The sequence below is a fragment of the Streptomyces sp. NPDC004561 genome (genome assembly GCF_053602155.1).
On sequence record NZ_JBSGDB010000162.1, the window covers coordinates 1 to 17,636 of the forward strand.

The 17,636-nt window shown below is 71.6% G+C and carries 16 protein-coding genes; 9 read left to right on the forward strand and 7 right to left on the reverse strand.

The window, feature by feature from the left end; all coding sequences use genetic code 11:
- Positions 1-447 (reverse strand): MFS transporter (locus tag ACWEN3_RS21680; protein WP_452973372.1); only part of this gene is annotated, 447 nt, incomplete at its 3' end.
- 217 nt (positions 448-664) lie between these two features.
- Between ACWEN3_RS21680 and ACWEN3_RS21685 the strand changes: the two genes are divergently transcribed.
- Complete coding sequence (locus tag ACWEN3_RS21685; RefSeq protein ID WP_452973375.1) at positions 665-1,498, forward strand: polysaccharide deacetylase family protein; 834 nt, start codon at positions 665-667, stop codon at positions 1,496-1,498.
- Positions 1,499-1,535: 37 nt separating this feature from the next.
- On the opposite strand, the gene ACWEN3_RS21690 is transcribed toward ACWEN3_RS21685, so the two are convergent.
- Positions 1,536-2,198, reverse strand: a complete 663-nt coding sequence (locus ACWEN3_RS21690) for a class F sortase (protein ID WP_452973377.1) — start codon at positions 2,196-2,198, stop codon at positions 1,536-1,538.
- A 335-nt stretch (positions 2,199-2,533) separates the two neighbouring features.
- Here ACWEN3_RS21690 and ACWEN3_RS21695 point away from each other — a divergent pair, with 335 nt between their 5' ends.
- Positions 2,534-3,796: a hypothetical protein gene (locus ACWEN3_RS21695; RefSeq protein WP_452973380.1), complete on the forward strand. Its 1,263-nt coding sequence runs from the start codon at positions 2,534-2,536 to the stop codon at positions 3,794-3,796.
- 88 nt (positions 3,797-3,884) lie between these two features.
- Here the strand turns inward: ACWEN3_RS21695 and ACWEN3_RS21700 are convergent, their stop codons facing one another.
- Positions 3,885-4,649, reverse strand: a complete 765-nt coding sequence (locus tag ACWEN3_RS21700; RefSeq protein WP_452973383.1) for a bestrophin-like domain — start codon at positions 4,647-4,649, stop codon at positions 3,885-3,887.
- Positions 4,650-4,680: 31 nt separating this feature from the next.
- The gene (locus ACWEN3_RS21705) at positions 4,681-4,809 is read right to left on the reverse strand and encodes a hypothetical protein (protein WP_452973384.1); all 129 of its coding nucleotides are present in this window, start codon (positions 4,807-4,809) and stop codon (positions 4,681-4,683) included.
- Positions 4,810-5,550: 741 nt separating this feature from the next.
- Here ACWEN3_RS21705 and ACWEN3_RS21710 point away from each other — a divergent pair.
- The 3 genes from ACWEN3_RS21710 (at position 5,551) to ACWEN3_RS21720 (ending at position 9,716) form a co-directional block, all read left to right on the forward strand.
- On the forward strand, positions 5,551-6,504 hold the full coding sequence (locus tag ACWEN3_RS21710; RefSeq protein WP_452973386.1) for an SCO0930 family lipoprotein: 954 nt from the start codon (positions 5,551-5,553) through the stop codon (positions 6,502-6,504).
- Positions 6,505-6,762: 258 nt separating this feature from the next.
- Positions 6,763-7,575 (forward strand): SAM-dependent methyltransferase, encoded by an 813-nt coding sequence (locus ACWEN3_RS21715; RefSeq protein ID WP_452973388.1) that lies wholly within the window; start codon positions 6,763-6,765, stop codon positions 7,573-7,575.
- Complete coding sequence (locus ACWEN3_RS21720) at positions 7,572-9,716, forward strand: putative bifunctional diguanylate cyclase/phosphodiesterase (RefSeq protein ID WP_452973392.1); 2,145 nt, start codon at positions 7,572-7,574, stop codon at positions 9,714-9,716. The genes ACWEN3_RS21715 and ACWEN3_RS21720 overlap by 4 nt, the downstream gene beginning before the upstream one ends.
- 7 nt (positions 9,717-9,723) lie before the next feature.
- Here ACWEN3_RS21720 and ACWEN3_RS21725 read toward each other — a convergent pair whose 3' ends face one another.
- From ACWEN3_RS21725 to ACWEN3_RS21735, 3 genes are read right to left on the reverse strand one after another with little or no spacing between them, the layout of a single operon-like run.
- Entirely contained in the window at positions 9,724-11,445 is a 1,722-nt protein-coding gene (locus tag ACWEN3_RS21725; protein ID WP_452973395.1) for an MFS transporter, read from the reverse strand.
- Between the two features lie 50 nt (positions 11,446-11,495).
- Complete coding sequence (locus tag ACWEN3_RS21730; RefSeq protein WP_452973397.1) at positions 11,496-11,954, reverse strand: MarR family winged helix-turn-helix transcriptional regulator; 459 nt, start codon at positions 11,952-11,954, stop codon at positions 11,496-11,498.
- A 46-nt stretch (positions 11,955-12,000) separates the two neighbouring features.
- On the reverse strand, positions 12,001-12,891 hold the full coding sequence (locus tag ACWEN3_RS21735) for a LysR family transcriptional regulator (protein ID WP_452973410.1): 891 nt from the start codon (positions 12,889-12,891) through the stop codon (positions 12,001-12,003).
- A gap of 119 nt (positions 12,892-13,010) precedes the next feature.
- Between ACWEN3_RS21735 and ACWEN3_RS21740 the strand changes: the two genes are divergently transcribed.
- From ACWEN3_RS21740 to ACWEN3_RS21755, 4 genes are all read left to right on the forward strand, one after another.
- Positions 13,011-13,682, forward strand: coding sequence for a succinate dehydrogenase (locus ACWEN3_RS21740; protein ID WP_452973400.1), 672 nt, complete (start codon positions 13,011-13,013; stop codon positions 13,680-13,682).
- Between the two features lies 1 nt (position 13,683).
- Positions 13,684-15,633, forward strand: coding sequence for a fumarate reductase/succinate dehydrogenase flavoprotein subunit (locus ACWEN3_RS21745; RefSeq protein ID WP_452973402.1), 1,950 nt, complete (start codon positions 13,684-13,686; stop codon positions 15,631-15,633).
- Positions 15,630-16,379: a succinate dehydrogenase/fumarate reductase iron-sulfur subunit gene (locus ACWEN3_RS21750; RefSeq protein WP_452973405.1), complete on the forward strand. Its 750-nt coding sequence runs from the start codon at positions 15,630-15,632 to the stop codon at positions 16,377-16,379. The genes ACWEN3_RS21745 and ACWEN3_RS21750 overlap by 4 nt, the downstream gene beginning before the upstream one ends.
- A gap of 364 nt (positions 16,380-16,743) precedes the next feature.
- Positions 16,744-17,514, forward strand: a complete 771-nt coding sequence (locus ACWEN3_RS21755; RefSeq protein WP_452973407.1) for a GNAT family N-acetyltransferase — start codon at positions 16,744-16,746, stop codon at positions 17,512-17,514.
- The last annotated feature ends 122 nt before the right edge of the window (positions 17,515-17,636 follow it).

Sequence of the window (17,636 nt, forward strand, 5' to 3'; positions counted from 1 at the left end):
CGCGCACATCGCCATGCTCGCGTCCCGGAACGCCCCGCTCTTCAGATCCTGTTCCCGCCAGCCGTGCACGCTCAGCGCGCGGTCCCGGCCCGGCCCCTCGGGATGCGTGGAGTCGATCAGCGCCAGCGCGCCGGCCGTGATCACCGCCGCCGCGACGCCCTGCACCGCCCGCGAGCTCAGCAGGATCGTGGCGTCCGACGTCACCGCGGGTGCCACGGCGGCGAGGGTGGACAGCGCGAGCCCGCCCATCAGCACCCGCCGCTGCCCGAACGCCTCGCCGAGCGCCACCGCGAGCACCGGCAGCGCGGCGAAACACACGCTGTAGGTGGTCAGCAGCCAGGTCAGTCCCGTGAAGGACAGCTGCGACCGGACCTGGATCCACGGCAGCCCCACGGTGAAGATCATGGTGTCGAAGACGACCAGCACCTGAGCGACTGCCAGCAGCACCACCGCCAACGCCCGGCGCCGCGGCCCGCTTTCTCCCCCGCTTGTCAACTCGGTTCGCCCCCGTGTGCGTTGTCCGGCCTCATGTGCGGACTGAATGACTATCAGAAGCCCCCATCGGGTTCCACTTCGGCCCCGCGTTGCTCCGACCGGGTGATTTCCGGCCGCCGCACCGGTGGCGTCGTGGTGAGCCGGTGTCCCGTGGGGCGACTCATGAGTCATGCAGAAGGATCAGTTGTTCACGCGCCGCCGCATGCTTCTCGCCGGAGCCGCCGCTCTGGGAGCCGCGGGCACGGCCGGATTGATCGTGGCGGGCAGTGACGAGGAGACCGCCCGGACCGCCGTTCCCGTCGCCGGCCCACAGGCCCGCCAGGTGCTCAAGTCCTCCGCCTTCCGGCTCCAGCCGCTCACCGGATACGGCCCGCCGCAGGCGGCGCCGCGCAAACTGAAGGTGCGCACCGAGCCCATCCTGCAGATCTCCGGACGCGGCCGGCACATGATGCTGACCTTCGACGACGGGCCCAACCCGGAATACACCCCGCACATCCTGGACACCCTCGCCAAGTACGACGTGCGGGCGATGTTCTTCGTGTGCGGTGAGTGCGTCGACGTCAACAGGGGTCTGGTGGCCCGGATGGCCGACGACGGTCACGTCGTCGGCAACCACACCTGGACGCACCCGCTGCTGACCACCCTCAACCGCAAGGAGATCCGCTCCGAGATGGTGCGCACCAGCGACATCATCGAGGAGACCTACGGCGAACGCCCGCAGTGGTTCCGCGCCCCCTACGGCGCCTGGAACCGCACCACGTTCCAACTGGGCGCCGAGATGGGCATGGAGCCCATGGCCTGGACCGTCGACACCACCGACTGGGAGACTCCCGGCACCAGCACCATCATCGACCGGGTGGAGAAGGGCGCCGCCCCTGGTGTGGTCGTGCTGTCGCACGACGCCGGGGGCGACCGTTCACAGACCGTGCAGGCCATCCATGAATGGCTGCCCTATCTGCTCGACAACGGATATCACCTCACCGTGCCGCCCCGGCGCGTCTGACGACCGGGCAGGCGTTCGCCCGCCCGGTCACGGCGGTTCAGCCGACCGCGACCAGGCGGGCGAAGACGACGACGTTCCCGTCGTAGCCGTTCTGCTTCGAGAAGCCGCCGCCGCAGGTGATGACCCGGAGTTCCGGGGTCCCCTTGGAGCCGTACACCCGGTCGCCGGGAAAACTGGCCTTCGAGAAGACCTCGACTCCGTAGACCTCGAACACCGCGGTCTTTCCGTCCTTGCGCAGAACCTCGACCCGGTTCCCCTTCTTCAGGGCCCCGAGGCCGTAGAAGACGGCGGGGCCCTGCTTGTTGTCGACATGGCCGACGACGACCGCGGTGCCCTTTTCCCCGGGGGAGACCGCACCGGTGAACCAGCCCGCGAGATTGGGGTCGTCCGGCGGCGGTGCGCCGACCCAGCCGTTCGCGTCGAGGCCGACGGCCATCACCGGCGCGTCCACGTGGATCACAGGGATCCGGATCCGGTCGGCGGCGGAGAACGGCAGCGCGAGGGGCTCGGCGGCGACGGTGCTCCGGGGCGCGCGGGTGTCCGGCGCCGCCGCCGAGGCGGGCTGCGGCGGACCGACGTCGAACTCCCCGGAACCGTTGCGGATGAGCGCCAGTCCGGTCAGCAGAACAAGCGCTATCACGCCCCACGGGGCGCGCTTCCTCCGCCGTTCCTCCTCCTCGGCAAGCTCGGACGCAGACATTCGCCATCCCCTCTCGATACGGCCGTCGCCTCGTCCATCGCGCATGGGAAAACGCTAAGTCCCGCGCGCGCGACGGGCGACGGGGCAAGTGGCGAACGGGTGGCCGCGGGCCTTTCGGGTGCGCCATCCGAGTTGCCATTCCGAGGAAATTTCTGACGGGTCGTGACCTGCGACAATATCCGATTGTGTGGTTTTCGTGCGGTGTGTCGTATCACCAGGACGGACCATTCTCGACATGCGGGCGTGTTCCGCACGTCCGAGGGTCTAATCCGGGAGGCGCTTTCTCGCCGATCGACCCGGGTACCGGACCCGGGGTGCCTCCCGCGGAGGATCGCATGCGAAACCAACGTGCGCTGGGGGCCGCGTGCGCCGCGGCCGCCGTGCTCGGGCTCGCCGCCCCTGTGGCCGTCGCTGACGGCATGGGCAACGGGGGCGGCCCGTCCAGCGGCAATTCCAACGGCAATGGGGTCATCACTGGCTCGGGCACCGGGATCGCCGGCTCGGGCACCGGCATCCCGGGTGTCAACGGCACCGGAATCGGAGGCGTAGGCGGCACAGTGATCGGGGGCGGCAACGGCACCGGAGTCGGGGGCGTGGGCGGCACCGGAGTCGGAGGCGTGGGCGGCGGAGGCGTGCCGGGCAAAGGACTCGAAGGCGTAGGCGGCAACGGTGTTGGCGGAGTCGGCGGAGTCGGCGGCGTCGGCGGCGTCGGTGGGGTTGGCGGCGTCGGTGGGGTTGGTGGCATCGGTGGCATCGGCCCCGGCGGCATCGGGCCCGGCCTCGGCGGCGTGAACGGCGTCCGACCCGGCCTCGGCGGCTTCAACGGCGTCCGACCCGGCCTCGGCGGCTTCAACGGCAACGGACCCGGTTTCGGCGGCTTCAACGGCACCGGTCACTTCAACGGCCACTTCAACGGCACCATCAACGGCAACGGCCGTATCAGCAGCAACGGCCGGGGCGACGAGTTCGGCAACGGCCTGGGCGGTGAGTTCGGTGGCCGGGGCGACGAGTTCGGCAACGGCCTGGGCGGTGAGTTCGGTGGCCGGGGCGACGAGTTCGGCAACGGTCTCGGTGGTGACTTCGGCGGCCGCGGCGACGACTTCGGCCTCGGCGGCGACTTCGGGGGACCCAACGGCCCCTTCCCCGGCGGTGAGGGCGACCTCGGCAACGGTCTCGGTGGCGACTTCGGCGGCCCGGGAGACGTCAACCCGCGCAACATCCTCGCCACGCCCAGCGTGATCCCCGCCGGCGCCCGGCTGACCGTCGCGGTGAACGGCTGCCGGGGCGGCACGATGTCCTCCCGCGCCTTCCGCACCGTCCCGCTGACTCCGTTCCGCGACAACATCTCGCGGGGCGTCGCCTTCATCAACCGCGACGCCCGGCCCGGCCGGTACGACATCACCGTCCGCTGCAACGGCCGCACCCTGACCCGCCCGGCGGCCTTCACCGTGCTCGGCGGTGTCCAGGGCGGAATCGGCGGCAGCAGGTCCAGCGGGGCCACGACCACCGACATGGCCATCGGCGGTGCCCTGGTCGGCGCCGCCCTGATCGGCGGCGGCGCCTACTGGCTGCGCCGCCGGCACGAGAAGCGCGTCTGAGGAGACGGAGCAGCGCACCGCGCACGCCGACGGGCCTTCGCCCGGTCCCGCTCGGGGACCGGGCGAAGGCCCGCCCGGTCCCGGCCCGTCAGCCCGTGACGGTGGGGAACAGGTTCAGGAACGGCTCCGCGGTCACCGCGATGCCCCGGCTGAATGGGGCGTCGAAGTCCCAGATCAGGAACAGCATGAAGGCGATGGTCGCGGAGAACAGCCCGGCCAGCACCAGTTCGCGCCTGGTCCGCCGGATCTGCAGCGCGAACACCATGCCCACCGTGACCACCGCCCCGGTGAGCAGCCCCCACCACACCACCGGCGGCATGGTGGCCCCCGTCGAGTCGGCGCGGGCGTTGCGCGCCTGGGCGGCGGCGGTCATCTGGTCCAGCAGCGGCTGGTAGGCCTGCGCCTCGAAGTCGTTCTTCGCCCGGTAGTCGGTGACGTCCTGACGGACCTTCTGCAGCAGCGCGGCACCGTGGTCGGTCACGCGCCCCTGACGGGACATCGTGTTCCACTCGGTGTGCACGACATAGCCGACATAGGCGTTGACATCGTTCCGGATCCCGTCACGCACGTCCGGCGGATAGACCCGGACCCGCTCCGAGATCTCGTGCAGCGCCTGCGCCTCGGACTGCACGTGGTCCTGCGCGGAACTGCGGGCCTCCCACACGCCCGCGATGGCCAGACCCAGGACGATCGCGTACACGACGCCGATCCACATCGTCATGTACTCGATGACGTCCGGGGTCTCGCTGGGGTCCTCGTCCTCGGGTGCCCGCTTGTGCCGCACGAGGGTGACGATCACCACCACGGCGCAGGCCCCCAGCATCGCGAGGACGAGAACAAGCCAATCCGACAACGGATACCTCCAGGGGTGAGCGGCCGGCGCGTCAGCGCGGGCGCAGGGCAGCGACGGCCACGATCGCGGGAACGGCGATGAGCAGGACGTAGGTGACGGGCGCGGTGTGCCCGGGCGCGGGGCGGGCGGCGGGATGCGGGTGGTACGCCGGGTAGCTCACCGGGATCACGGCCGGCCGCGGGGTGGGCCTGGGCTTCGGCTTCGGCTGCGGGGGCACGGGCCTGGCCGCCGGGGGCGGTGGGGGCGGCGGGGGAGGCGTCGGCCGGGGCGCCGGGGGAGCGGGGGCGGGCGGCTTCGGCCTGGGGACGGGCGTGGGCCGCGGGACGGGTTTCGGCTTCGGCGGTGGCGGTGGCGGAGGCGTCGGGGTGGGTGTCGGCGTGGGGGTCGGTGTCGGCGTCGGCGGGCACGGCGGCGGAGGAGCCGGCCGGAGAGGGCCGTCGGCGTACGCCTCCGGCGCGCCGCCGGCGTAGGCCACCGCCACCGTGCCGTCCGGGCCCGTCGAGGCGTACGCGCAGGCGTCGGCCGACGCGCTGCCGACCGGGCAGCCCGCCAGGGTCCAGGTCAGTGCCAGCAGGGTCAACACCCTTGTGGCGGACGCGCATCGGGTCACTTGGGGTCCATGCACGCCAAGATCATGGGGCGCGCGGCGGGGTCGTAGGCCGGAGTGCGCTGGTATTGGCACGAAGGAGGGATAAAACACGATCAGTGGTTTGACGATCCGAAGAGCCCGAAATAGCCGGAACGGTACGCCCTTACGACCCCCCCGGGCGCGGGCGCCGCACCGGACGGGGAAAGAAAATCCCGCACCCGTTGAACGCTCCGACCCCTCCGCCGCGTACCCATGGCCGTGCGGCGGCACAGCAGGGCGCTGCAATATCCAGGCGATGATGGGGAGTTGACAATGAGGACCTCCTGGCGGACCGCCTCACTGGTGGCCACAGCAGCTTCGGTGCTGGCGCTGACGACGGCGTGCGGTCAGGACAACGCCAGCGCCCCCGCGTCCCAGAACATCGGGGCCACGGCCGCGGCGGGCGGCTACGGCAGCCCGGGCACCGGAACGGCGGCCGGCAACGGCTACGGCGCGGACGGCAACCAGAGTTCCGCCTCCCCGGCGCCCGCCGTCCCCGCGGGCAAGCTGACCGTCGCGGCCAACGCCAACCTCGGCAAGCTGGTGACCGACGGCGCCGGCCTGACCCTCTACCGCTTCGACGACGACACCGCCAACCCGCCCAAGTCCAACTGCGCCGGCCAGTGCGCCACCACGTGGCCGCCGGTGCCCGCCAACGACGCCACGGCCGGCGCCGGCATCGACAAGTCACTGCTCGGCGAGGTCACCCGCGCCGACGGCACCAAGCAGCTCACCATCGGCGGCTGGCCCGCCTACCGGTACGCCAAGGACGCGAAGGCGGGCGACGTCAACGGCCAGGGCGTGGGCGCCAAGTGGTTCGCGCTGGCCCCCAGCGGCAAGAAGGCCTCCCTCGCCAACCTGCCCGGTCTGTCCGTCCGCAAGGACCCCAAGCTGGGCGACATCGTCGTCGACAAGAACGGCATGACGGTCTACCGCTTCCTGAAGGACCAGGCCTGGCCGAAGTCCGTCTCCAACTGCACCGGCGCCTGCCTGGAGAAGTGGCCGGCGGTCGCACCCGTCAAGGCCGACGACACCCAGGGCGTCAAGAAGAAGGGCCTGATGGGCTTCACGCGTCCCGACGGAACCAAGCAGATGACGGTCAACTGCTGGCCGATCTACACCTTCTCCGGGGACCAGGCCCCCGGTGACACCAACGGTCAGGGCGTGGGCGGCACGTGGTACGCCGTCTCGCCCGACGGCAAGCCGGTCGGCGCGCCGGGCAAGTAGATCACCTCCCCAGGGTCGATCGCCCCGCCCGACCGGCGCGCGACCGCAGGTCCGCCCCCTCCGCACCGCACGGAGGGGGCGGACTTTCGTTGTGCCGGAAACCGGTTACACAGCGGGGTCGTTCGGGCACTTGCCGCAGGCAGTGACCGGGAACGGACGGTCAATTTCCGGTTCGGGTCGCTCCTTTGGCGGGCGATCAGTAGCCTCAGCTCGAACACCGGATCGCCTACGCCTCACGTCCCCGCCTTGGAGAGATACATGGAGCGTCCCGCCTGGGCCCCACGCAGCATCGACATCTCGGTGCCGAGCGTGTCGCGGATCTACGACTACTACCTGGGCGGTTCGCACAACTTCGAGGTCGACCGGGAGGCCGCCCGCAAGGCCATGGAATTCATGCCCGGGCTCCCCAAGATCATGCAGGCCAACCGGGCGTTCATGCGCAGGGCCGTGCGGTTCGCGGCCGAGGAGGGCATCACCCAGTTCCTGGACATCGGCTCCGGCATCCCGACGTTCGGAAACGTGCACGAGGCCGCCCAGACCGCCGTACCCGGCGCCCGTGTCGTCTACGTCGACCACGACCCCGTGGCGGTCGCGCACAGCCAGGCCGTGCTGGCCGGCAACGACACCGCGGACGTGGTCGCCGCGGATCTGCGCAAGCCGCGGGACGTCCTCGCCAGCCCCCAGGTGGAGCGGCTCATCGACCTGAATCGGCCAGTGGCCCTCCTGCTCATTGCCATACTGCACTTCGTGGAAGACGCGGACGACCCGTACGGAGCGGTGGCGGAGCTGCGCGAGGCACTCGCGCCCGGCAGCCTGCTGATCCTCACCCATGCCTCGTACGAGGGAATCCCGCTGCCCGCGGAGCGGGCCGAGGGTGCGGTGGACGTATACAAGGACATTCGCAACCCGCTGATCATGCGCTCGCGCGAGGAGATCGCGCGGTTCTTCGAGGGGTACGACATGGTGGAGCCCGGACTGGTGCCGATGCCGAACTGGCGCCCGGATTCGGCACCGGAGGACGAGGATCCGTACGCCTTCTCCGGATTCGGCGGCGTGGGGCGTACGGCGTGAGCGCGGAGCCGGACGGGCCGGAGGACAGACTGCGCCGGCTGACGACGATCTGGAGCCGGGCGGTCTTCCCGGTGACGTCGACGTCGCTCACCCGCGCGGAGTTCGAGGAACGACTCCGTCCGCTCGCACGCCGGTTGAGTGAACTGCTGCGCGCCCGCAGCCTCGACGCGGAGGCGGCGAAGGCGGTCGGCGCCGCCCTGGTCGGGGCGCACTGCACCGACCCCGAGGCGCTCGCCCGCACCCTGGACTGCGTCGACGCCTACCTGGTGCTCTACTGCGGCGAGGACGGCCCGCAGGACGAACTGCGCGTGCGTTCCTCGCGGTTGCAGCACGCCATGGCCGCCGGCTACGCGCAGGCGCTGCGCGAGCGCACCCTCGCCGAGCAGGAGGCCATCGCCCAGGCCGCGCTGCTGGCCCAGGGCGTGGTGGCACAGGCGCTGCACGCCAGCGAGGCCCGCTTCCGCGCGGTCTTCGAGGGCGCCGCGATAGGGATCGGCATCGCCGACCTCGACGGCCACGTCCTCCAGGTCAACAAGGCGCTGCTGCGCATGTTCGGGCTCACCGACCAGTCGCTGCGCGGCCGCCGGGTGCAGGACTGGACCCACCCGGAGGACGCCCCCCAGACCTGGAAGCTCTACGACGAACTGGTCCGCGGCAAGCGCGAGCACTACCACCTGGAGAAGGCGTTCAACCGCCCCGACGGCACGGTGCTGTGGACCAACCTGACGGTCTCCCTGCTGCGTGACGCCGACGGCCGGCCGCAGTACCAGCTCGCCCTCATGGAGGACACCACCGAGCGGCGCCTGCTCAACCTCCGGCTGCGCTACGAGGCCACCCACGACGCGCTCACCGGGCTGCCCAACCGCACGCTGTTCTTCGAGCGGCTGGAGAAGGTCCTCAACGCCGGCGAGGGCCAGCGCTTCGGCCTGTGCTACCTCGACCTGGACGGCTTCAAGACGATCAACGACAGCCTCGGCCACGCGGCCGGCGACCGGCTGCTGGTGGAGGTCGCCGACCGGCTGCAGTCCTGCGCGACCGCGCCCGGAGAGATGGTCGCCCGGCTCGGCGGCGACGAGTTCGTGGCGCTGACCACCGGCCCCGGCGCCGAGCGCAAGGTGGACGAACTCGCCGAGCGCATCATGAACGCGCTGATCACCCCGATCAGCATCGACGGCCGGGACCTCCTGGTGCGCGGCAGCCTCGGGATCGTGGAGGGCGCGGCGGGCGAGCGCACGGCCGCCGAGGTGCTGCGCAGCGCGGACATCACCATGTACCGGGCCAAGTCGGCGGGCGGCAACCGCTCCGAACTCGCCGACCCCGAGGCCGACGCCCGCGCCATCACCCGCCACGGCCTGACCACGGCCCTGCCGACGGCCCTGGAGCGAGGCGAGTTCTTCATCGAGTACCAGCCGCTCGTCCACCTCGGCGACGGCAGTGTGCGCGGCGCCGAGGCCCTGGTGCGCTGGCTGCACCCGCAGCACGGCGTCCTCGGCCCCGACCGCTTCATCCCGCTGGCCGAGCACACGGGTCTCATCGTCCCGCTCGGCCGCTGGGTCCTGGAGGAGTCGATCCGGCAGGCCCGTGAGTGGCGAGAACGGTACGGCGAGAAGACGGCCGCCGGGCCCCTGCGCATCAACGTCAACCTGTCCCCGTGCCAGCTCAGCCATCCCGGGCTGGTCCAGGACACGGTCGACATCCTGGAACGCGCCGGCGTCGCGCCGGACGCGCTGTGCCTGGAGGTCACCGAGTCCGCGCTCATCGGCGCCGACGACGACCTGCTCAAGCCGCTGCGCCGGCTGGCCGAGATGGGTGTGGACATCGCCCTCGACGACTTCGGCACCGGTTACTCGAACCTGGCGAACCTGCGCCGGCTGCCGGTGAGCATCCTCAAGCTGGACCGCTCCTTCACCCAGGGCATGCAGCAGTTCCCCGCCGACCCCGTGGACCTGAAGATCGTCGAGGGGATCGTCTCGCTCGCCCACAGCCTGGACCTGGCGGTCACCGTCGAGGGCGTGGAAACCGGCGCCCAGGCGGAGCAGTTGCGGATACTGGGCTGCGACACGGCCCAGGGCTGGTACTACGCCAGGCCGGGGCCACCGGAGCGGCTCCACGACCTGGCGCTGGTCGACGCGACGGGCTGACCCGGCCTCACACGGCGCCGGTGCGCAGCTCCGGCAGCGTGTCCCGGGTCAGCGGCCGGGGGCCGTGGTCGGGGTCCACGAGGACGACGGTGCACTCGGCGCTGTGGGTCAGTGCGGTGGTGAAGCTGCCGTCGGTGAACTGCGCGAGCGGCCCCCGGGGGGAGCGGCCGACCGCGATCGCCCGCGCCCGGACGTGCGCCGCGTGCCGGGCGAGCACCCGGCCGGCCGCCGCGTGGTCGCCGACGCTGCTGAGGATCTGCCCGGTGGCGGCGACGCCCTGCCCGGCGAGCCGGTCGAGGTGGGCGGTGACGGCACGCCGCGCCTGGTCGGCGGTCTCGGTCTCCGCCGCCTGCTCCTCGACCACGGCGGTCTGCTGGACGTGCACGACCTCCAGCGGGCTGCCCGTCTCACGGGCCAGCAGGGCGGCCGCGTCCACGATGACGGCGGCCCGGTCGTGGCCGCCGACGGCCACGATGACGGGGGCCGTGCCGGGCGCGGCGGGAGCGGTGACCGGGGTGAGCGCGGGGGTGACCTGCTCCCCGTCCTCCGTGCGCTGTTCGGCTTCGCGGAGCAGGCGGTGGCCGCTGGCGAGCACCGGGATGGCGACGACGAACGTGGCGGCGCCGAGGTAGAAGGGCACGCTCAGATCGGTGGCGTCGGCGAGCTTCCCGGCGACGTAGGGGGCGAGGCCGCCGCCGATGAAGCGCAGGAAGCCGTACGCCGAGGACGCCACCGGGCGTTCCACGGGCGAGACGAGCATGACGGCCTGGGTGGTCAGGGTGTTGTTGATGCCGATGAAGGCGCCGCTGAGGATGACCGCGACGATGACCACCGTGGGCGACTTGACCCCGGCGGCGATGACGGCCATCACGATGCCGAGCCCGAGCAGGTTGGCGTAGAGCACGGGCGCGGTGCCGAAGCGGGCCTGCAGGCGCGGGGCGAAGAACACGCTGAACGCGGCCACCAGCAGACCCCAGCCGGTGAACACGAGGCCGAGCTGATGGGCGCTCAGCTCCATGGGATAGGGCGCGTACCCGAGCATGGTGAAGAAGCCCCAGTTGTACAGCAGGGCCATGATGCCCATGGTGAGCAGGCCGCGGTGGCGCAGCGCCCGGAGCGGGGCGATGGGCGAGGTGGGCCGGGCGGGCTTGGGCAGCGACGGCACGAAGGCCAGGGTCGCCGCCAGGGCTATCGCCATGAGCACGGCCACGCCGAAGAAGGGCCCGCGCCAGCTGATGGCGCCCAACTCGCCGCCGAGCAGGGGTCCGACGGCGATGCCGAGGCCGAGGGCGGTCTCGTACAGGATGATCGCGCCGCCGAAGCCGCCGCTGGCGGAGGCGACGATGACGGCCAGGGAGGTGGCGATGAACAGCGCGTTGCCGAGTCCCCAGCCGGCGCGGAAGCCGACGATGCCGTTGATGGAGCCCGAGGAGCCGGCCAGCGCGGCGAAGACGACGATCACGGCGAGGCCGATGACGAGGGTGCGCTTGGCGCCGAAGCGGCTGGAGAACCAGCCGACGATCAGCATGGCCACGGCGGTCACGATCAGATAGCTGCTGAACAGCAGGGAGACCTGGCTGGGCGTGGCGTGCAGGCTCTTGGCCAGGGCGGGCAGGATCGGGTCGACCAGACCGATGCCCATGAACGAGATCACGCAGGCGAAGGCCACGGCCCAGACGGCCTTCGGCTGCTTGAAGGGGCTGGCGGCCCTTCCGTGCGAAGCACTCATGTGCGGTTCTCTTCCGGATCGTTGACGGGGGGAGATCACTGGGGCGGATGTCAGTCGCGGGCCGCGCGGTCCTGGATCGCGCGGGCCAGGGCGGGCAGGGCGATCCGTACCGCCTGCCGTTCCGGCTCGGTCAGTTCCCCGACGAGCCGCTGGAGCGCGTCGGAGCGCTCGGCGCGGCGCTGCCGGAAGACCTCCATGCCGGTGTCGGTGGCCTCGACCAGGACGCCCCGGCCGTCGCGGCTGTCGGCGGTGCGCCGCACCAGCCCGGCCCGCTCCAGGCGGGTGACGAGCTGCGTCATGTTGGGCTGGGATACGCCCTCGACGCGGGCCAGGTCGGTCAGCCGGTGCGGGCCCTCGCGGCCCAGGCGGCCGAGCGCGGAGGAGGCGGCCGTGCTGAGGGCGCCGGCGGTGGCGTGCTTGCGCACGTAGCGCACCAGTTGCTCGACGGAGATCATCAGGTCCTCCGGCGCCGGCTCGGCGGCCCCGGTTTCCATAACCCGCTTATGCATAACCGCATTATGCATATAGGTGTACCTTGAAACAAGGTGCCGGAGGCTACCGTTCGTGCTCGAACAGCATCCGCTGCAACTCCCTCGCCGCACGCGGCGGAGCGACGTCGCTGCGGTGGGCCAGTGCGATCGTGCGGTACAGACCGGGCCTGGCCAGCGGGGTCACCCGCAGGCCGCGCCCCGACCGGGTCGCGACCATCCGCGGGACCACGGCCACCCCGAGGCCCGCCCGTACGAACCCGAGCACCGCGTCCATCTCGCCGCCCTCCACGGCGAAGTCCGGCTCGAAACCCTCCGCGCGGCAGGCCGCCACGGTCAGCTCCCGCAGGTCGTACCCGTGCCGGAACATCACCAGCCGCTCTCCCTCCAGATCGGCGATGCGGACGACCCGGCCGCCCCGGCCCGGCGCCGGCGCCTCCGGCGAGGACACCACGACCAGGTCCTCCCGCAGCAGCTCCACCGTGGTCAGCGCGGGCGACGGCGTCGGCAGGGGCAGCACCACCAGGGCCAGGTCGAGCGCGCCCCGGGCCAGCTCCCGCACCAGGTCGTGCGAGCCGCCCTCCTCGATCAGCAGCCGGATGCCGGGATAGCGGTCGTGGAAGGCGCGCAGGACGTCCGGCAGCAGGCCCGTGCACAGGCTCGGGGTCGCCCCCAGCCACACCCGGCCGCGCCGCAGCTGCACCAGCTCCTGCACCTCGTAGCGGGCCGTGTCCGCGTCCGCGAGGATCCGCCGGGCCAGCGGCAGCAGGGCCTCGCCCGCGTCGGTGAGCGTGATGTTCCCCCGGGCGCGCAGGAACAGATCCGCGCCCAGCTCCCGCTCCAGCGCCCTGATCTGCTGGGACAGCGACGGCTGGGCGACATGGACCAGCTCGGCGGCCCGGGTGAAGTGCCGGGTCTCGGCGACGGCGACGAAGTACTGGAGCTGCTGGAACTGCATCCAGCGAGCATAGCTCCAGCCTATGGAAACGAGCTGGACCATGTCTTGGACCGATCGGGACCTTCGGCCCTAGCTTCGGTGCCATGGCACTGGCAACGCGGACGGACCGACGGCCGTCCATGGCGCGCACGATGTGGGACTCCTCCGTCGGCAAGAAGACCGTGATGGCCGTCAGCGGCCTGATCATGCTGCTCTACCTGGTGGTGCACATGATCGGGAACCTGAAGATCTACTTCGGCGCGGGCGAGTTCGACCACTACGCCCACTGGCTGCGCACCGTCGGCGAACCCTTCATGCACTACGAGTGGACGCTCTGGCTCATCCGGATCGTCCTCGTCGTGGCCGTGGCCGCCCACGCCACCTCCGCGTACCAGCTCAGCCGCCGCGACATCAGGGCGCGGCCCAGCAAGTACGTGCACGCGAGGGCCCGGGCGAGCTACGCCACCCGCACCATGCGGTGGGGCGGGATCATCCTCGGCCTGTTCATCGTGTGGCACATCCTGGACCTGACCACCGGCACCGTGCACCCGGGCCACTTCCAGGAGGGCCACCCGTACCAGAACGTCGTCGCCGACTTCTCCCACTGGTACAGCGACGTCGTCTACATCGTCGCGATGCTCGCCCTCGGACTGCACATCCGGCACGGATTCTGGAGCGCCGCCCAGACCCTCGGCGTCGGCAGCCGTGCCCGCGACCGCGCCCTGAAGACCGTCGCCAACGTCCTCGCGCTGCTGCTCACGGCCGGTTTCATCGCCGTACCCGTGGGCGTCATGACCGGAGTGGTGAGCTGACATGACCGAATACCCGAACTACACGACGGGCGAGCCGGTCGTCGACGCCAAGGCCCCGTCCGGACCGATCAACGAGCGCTGGGACAAGCGCCGTTTCGAGGCCAAGCTGGTCAACCCCGCCAACCGGCGCAAGCAGACGATCATCGTGGTCGGCACCGGACTCGCGGGCGGCTCGGCCGGCGCGACCCTCGCCGAACAGGGCTACCACGTCGTCCAGTTCTGCTACCAGGACTCCCCGCGCCGCGCCCACTCCATCGCCGCGCAGGGCGGCATCAACGCCGCCAAGAACTACCGCAACGACGGCGACTCGATCCACCGGCTGTTCTACGACACCGTCAAGGGCGGCGACTTCCGCTCCCGCGAGTCCAACGTCCACCGCCTCGCGCAGATCTCCGTGGAGATCATCGACCAGTGCGTGGCACAGGGCGTGCCCTTCGCCCGCGAGTACGGCGGCCTGCTCGACACCCGCTCCTTCGGCGGCGTCCAGGTCTCCCGCACCTTCTACGCCCGCGGCCAGACGGGCCAGCAGCTGCTGCTCGGCGCCTACCAGGCGCTGTCCCGGCAGATCGCCGCCGGGAACGTGGAGATGCACCCGCGCACCGAGATGCTGGACCTGGTCGTCGTGGACGGCCGGGCGCGCGGCATCGTGGCCCGGGACCTGATCACGGGCAGGATCGACACGTACTTCGCCGACGCGGTGGTGCTCGCCTCCGGCGGCTACGGCAACGTCTTCTACCTGTCGACCAACGCCATGAACTCCAACGCGACCGCGATCTGGCGGGCGCACCGGCGCGGCGCGTACTTCGCCAACCCCTGCTTCACCCAGATCCACCCCACCTGCATCCCGCGCACCGGCGACCACCAGTCCAAGCTGACGCTGATGAGCGAGTCGCTGCGCAACGACGGCCGCATCTGGGTACCGAAGGCCAAGGGCGACGACCGTCCGCCGAACCGGATCCCCGAGGACGAGCGCGACTACTACCTGGAGCGGATCTACCCGTCCTTCGGCAACCTGGTCCCGCGTGACATCGCCTCCCGCGCCGCGAAGAACGTCTGCGACGAGGGCAGGGGGGTCGGCCCCGGCGGCCAGGGCGTCTACCTGGACTTCGCCGACGCGATCCAGCGGATGGGCCGCAAGGCCGTCGAGGCCAAGTACGGCAACCTCTTCGACATGTACCAGCGGATCACCGACGAGGATCCGTACGAGGTGCCGATGCGGATCTACCCCGCCGTGCACTACACGATGGGCGGCCTGTGGGTCGACTACGACCTCCAGACCACCGTCCCCGGCCTGTTCGCGGTCGGAGAGGCCAACTTCTCCGACCACGGCGCCAACCGCCTCGGCGCCTCCGCGCTGATGCAGGGCCTCGCCGACGGCTACTTCGTCCTGCCGGCCACCATCAACGACTACCTGGCCCGCAACCCGCACCAGGACCCGGTGACCCCCGAACACCCCGCCGTCCAGGAGGTGCTGGCGGAGACCGAGGACCGGCTGAACCTGCTGCTGGCGGTCGACGGCGACCGCACGCCCGACTCCTTCCACCGCGAACTGGGCGAGCTGATGTGGGAGTTCTGCGGCATGGCCCGCACCGACTCCGGCCTGCGCAAGGCCCTGGAGCGGATCCCCCAGATCCGCGAGGAGTTCTGGCGGCGCATCAAGGTGCCCGGCACCGGCGAGGAGTTCAACCAGTCGCTGGAGAAGGCCAACCGCATCGTCGACTACCTCGAACTCGCCGAGCTGATCTGCCTGGACGCCCTGCACCGCGGGGAGTCCTGCGGCGGCCACTTCCGCGAGGAGTCCCAGACCCCGGACGGCGAGGCGGCCCGCCGCGACGACGAGTTCGGCTACGCGGCGGCCTGGCAGTTCACGGGCACGGGCACGGCCCCCGTGCTGCACAAGGAAGACCTGGTCTTCGAGTACGTCCACCCCACCCAGCGGAGCTACGCATGAAGCTCACCCTGCGCGTCTGGCGGCAGAAGAACGCCTACGCCGACGGCGCCATGTCCACCTACGAGGTGGACGGCATCTCGCCCGACATGTCCTTCCTGGAGATGCTGGACGTCCTCAACGAACGGCTCATCCTGTCCGGCGAGGAACCCGTCGCCTTCGACCACGACTGCCGCGAGGGCATCTGCGGCGCGTGCTCCCTCGTGATCAACGGCGACGCGCACGGGCCCGAGCGGACCACCACCTGCCAGCTGCACATGCGCTCCTTCGAGGACGGCGACACGATCGACGTCGAGCCGTGGCGGGCCGCCGCGTTCCCGGTGATCAAGGACCTCGTCGTCGACCGGTCCGCCTTCGACCGGATCATCCAGGCCGGCGGCTACGTCACCGCGCCCACCGGGTCCGCGCCGGAGGCCCACGCCACGCCGGTGCCGAAGGCGGACGCGGACTTCGCCTTCGAACACGCGGAGTGCATCGGCTGCGGAGCGTGCGTGGCCGCCTGCCCCAACGGCGCGGCCATGCTGTTCACCTCCGCCAAGGTCAACCACCTGAACGTGCTGCCGCAGGGCGCGCCCGAGCGCGAGACCCGGGTGCTGGACATGGTGGCGCAGATGGACGCGGAGGGCTTCGGCGGGTGCACCCTGACCGGGGAGTGCGCGACCGCCTGCCCCAAGGGCATTCCGCTGATGTCGATCACGACCATGAACAAGGAGTGGCTGCGGGCCAACCGGAAGGTGGGCAGGCGGTAGCGCGGAACGTTCGCCGGCAAGGCGGGCGGGCGGGGCCGGGGAGTGGTGCTCACCCGGCCCCGTCTGGTTTCCGCGCCCTCGGTAGGCTGCGCACATGATCTTCCCGGGGGCGGGGGAGCGGGAGACCGCCGACGCCGGGCGGCCGCTCGCCCGGCGTGTGACCGAGGACGGCTGAGCGGCGCGGACACCGGGGCGATCAAGGACGGCCCGGCGGCCGCGACCCCGGCGTTCAACATCCCCACATCCACTCTCCTGGCACAGGTCACGCGCCGGCCAACCGGCATCGGAAGAACAGGAGCGGCGGGCCGTACGTCACCGGCCCACCGCCGCCGTCGCCGAACCGGCCCGTGACCAGGAGAGAGCCATGACCGGCGTTTCCACCCTCGATCGTCCCCCGCAGCCCGCGGCACCCACCCGCTACACCGTCACCCTCGCCCGGGACGAGGACGACGTGCGTGCCGCGCAGCGGCTGCGGCACGACGTCTTCGCCGGGGAGATGGGCGCCCTGCTGGCCACCCCGCAGCCGGGCCTCGACATCGACGCCTTCGACGCGTACTGCGACCACCTGCTCGTCCGCGACACGGTGACCGGGCAGGTCGTCGGCACCTACCGGCTGCTGCCGCCCGAGCGGGCTGCGGTCGCCGGCCGGCTCTACTCCGAGGGCGAGTTCGAACTGGGCGCCCTGGACGCGATCCGGCCCGGACTGGTCGAGGTCGGCCGCTCCTGCGTGCACCCCGACCACCGCGACGGCACCGTCATCGGCCTGATCTGGGCCGGCATAGCCCGCTACATGGTCGACCGCGGCCACGAGTGGCTGGCCGGCTGCTGCTCGGTGCCGCTCGCCGACGGCGGCGCCCTCGCCACCGCCACCTGGGACCGGGTGCGCGCCAAGCACCTGGCGCCCGAGGAGTTCCGGGTGCGGCCGCTGCTGCCGTGGACCCCGAACGCCGAGGTCCCCGCCGGGCGCAGCGAGCTGCCCGCCCTGCTGCGCGGCTACGTCCGCCTCGGCGCCTGGGTGTGCGGCGAGCCCGCGCACGACCCGGACTTCGGGGTCGCCGACCTGTACGTGCTGCTGTCGATGCGCCGGGTCAACGCGCGCTATCTGCGGCACTTCCTCTCCCTCGTGCCGGCCTGATGAGCGTCTGGCTGCCCACCGCGCCCTGCACCCCGGGCGTCTGCGTGGAGCCCGCCCGCGCCGCCGCGGCCGATGTGCAGGGACGCGCCCGCGAACTGCAGGACGGCCGTGTGGTAGAGCGG

Coding starts and splice junctions, on each gene's coding strand:
- ACWEN3_RS21685 (WP_452973375.1), top strand. CDS start 665: ATGCAGAAGGATCAGTTGTTCACGCGCCGCCGCATGCTTCTCGCCGGA.
- ACWEN3_RS21690 (WP_452973377.1), bottom strand. CDS start 2,198: ATGTCTGCGTCCGAGCTTGCCGAGGAGGAGGAACGGCGGAGGAAGCGC.
- ACWEN3_RS21695 (WP_452973380.1), top strand. CDS start 2,534: ATGCGAAACCAACGTGCGCTGGGGGCCGCGTGCGCCGCGGCCGCCGTG.
- ACWEN3_RS21710 (WP_452973386.1), top strand. CDS start 5,551: ATGAGGACCTCCTGGCGGACCGCCTCACTGGTGGCCACAGCAGCTTCG.
- ACWEN3_RS21715 (WP_452973388.1), top strand. CDS start 6,763: ATGGAGCGTCCCGCCTGGGCCCCACGCAGCATCGACATCTCGGTGCCG.
- ACWEN3_RS21725 (WP_452973395.1), bottom strand. CDS start 11,445: ATGAGTGCTTCGCACGGAAGGGCCGCCAGCCCCTTCAAGCAGCCGAAG.
- ACWEN3_RS21730 (WP_452973397.1), bottom strand. CDS start 11,954: ATGCATAAGCGGGTTATGGAAACCGGGGCCGCCGAGCCGGCGCCGGAG.
- ACWEN3_RS21735 (WP_452973410.1), bottom strand. CDS start 12,891: ATGCAGTTCCAGCAGCTCCAGTACTTCGTCGCCGTCGCCGAGACCCGG.
- ACWEN3_RS21740 (WP_452973400.1), top strand. CDS start 13,011: ATGGCGCGCACGATGTGGGACTCCTCCGTCGGCAAGAAGACCGTGATG.
- ACWEN3_RS21745 (WP_452973402.1), top strand. CDS start 13,684: ATGACCGAATACCCGAACTACACGACGGGCGAGCCGGTCGTCGACGCC.
- ACWEN3_RS21750 (WP_452973405.1), top strand. CDS start 15,630: ATGAAGCTCACCCTGCGCGTCTGGCGGCAGAAGAACGCCTACGCCGAC.
- ACWEN3_RS21755 (WP_452973407.1), top strand. CDS start 16,744: ATGACCGGCGTTTCCACCCTCGATCGTCCCCCGCAGCCCGCGGCACCC.